This is a genomic window from Vibrio sp. R-1 (assembly GCF_035615595.1).
Lineage (GTDB): Bacteria > Pseudomonadota > Gammaproteobacteria > Enterobacterales > Vibrionaceae > Vibrio > Vibrio cholerae.
The window spans coordinates 1-1,081 of record NZ_WPDC01000218.1; the positions used below are offsets into that span (position 1 = coordinate 1).

Genomic DNA, 1,081 nt, shown 5'->3' on the forward strand with positions numbered 1-1,081 from the left:
TTGAGACGTTTGTTAGGGCGCAAATTCTTTAAAGTTGACCCAAAGGACCAATTGAGCCAATATGTATAGACCATATGAACCAAAAGGATCACTATTATGGCTAATACTACACTCAAAAGCTTTAAGCCTAAGCCATCTTACCAACCTAACTTTTGGTATACACTTGGCATTGAAGATGAAGACACATCAAAGAATACCGCTATACATCAAGGTTTTAAGCCCATTGTCTATCGCAATATTGTTGAGAAAGCCAAATTGTCTCAGAGCGAGTTTCATAACGTTACTCTTATCCCAATAAGCACAATAAAGCGTAGACTCAAGAATGAAGAGCGGTTCAGCACTCAAGAGAGTGATGTTATGTATCGCCTTGCCATGCTTATCAAACTTGCCACTGACCTTTTTGGTAATGAACAGCGCGCATTAGAATGGATGCGTGAGAATGTCTATGGTCTTAACGGAAAGCGTCCACTAGATATGATTGCAACAACTGTCGACTTCGAAACCGTTAAAGATCTCATTGGTCGTGTTGAGCATGGAGTCTTCTCTTAATGAAGATGTACAGGCTCACTCAGAAGAAATTTGCAGACACGCCTTTTAATCCCATGGGAGCAAAGCTATTCGGAGGACGATGGAATTCAAAAGGGATTGAAGCGCTTTATTTTGCTGAGTCGGAATCGTTGTGTGTTCTTGAGGTGTTTGTTCACATAAACAACGACCCGGAACTCATTCATAAATATGACCTTTATCGAATTGATGTGCCTGATGAGCTGATTGTGCAACTAGAAAATGAGGATCTCCCAAACAACTGGAGGGCAATACCCGCCAGTGAACAAACCCAAGAGATTGGAGACCAGTTTTTAAAGGCAGAAAACCCTGAATTTGCAGCACTTCAAGTTCCATCAACGATCTCCCCCAGAGACCGCAACTATGTCGTTAATCCAAATCATCCACTTATGCCCGAGATATTTAACAAAGCCGAGAAACTGGATTTCAGCTTTGATCAACGGATCTTCAAGTAGAAGATTTGAGCCCTAACGCCCGCCTAAGGGGCTGACAACGCATAACGCTAAACTCAAACACA

Annotated in this window: 2 protein-coding genes; both read left to right on the top strand. The window is 42.0% G+C overall.

Annotation, left to right across the window (positions count from 1 at the left end; all coding sequences use genetic code 11):
* Window positions 1-96 precede the first annotated feature (96 nt).
* Window positions 97-549 (top strand): type II toxin-antitoxin system Xre/ParS family antitoxin, encoded by a 453-nt coding sequence (gene parS, locus GOU96_RS17720; RefSeq protein ID WP_000024294.1) that lies wholly within the window; start codon window positions 97-99, stop codon window positions 547-549.
* A complete protein-coding gene (locus GOU96_RS17725) occupies window positions 549-1,019 on the top strand; it encodes an RES family NAD+ phosphorylase (protein ID WP_000784954.1) in 471 nt (156 codons plus the stop codon). Before parS ends, GOU96_RS17725 begins: the two co-directional genes overlap by 1 nt.
* The last annotated feature ends 62 nt before the right edge of the window (window positions 1,020-1,081 follow it).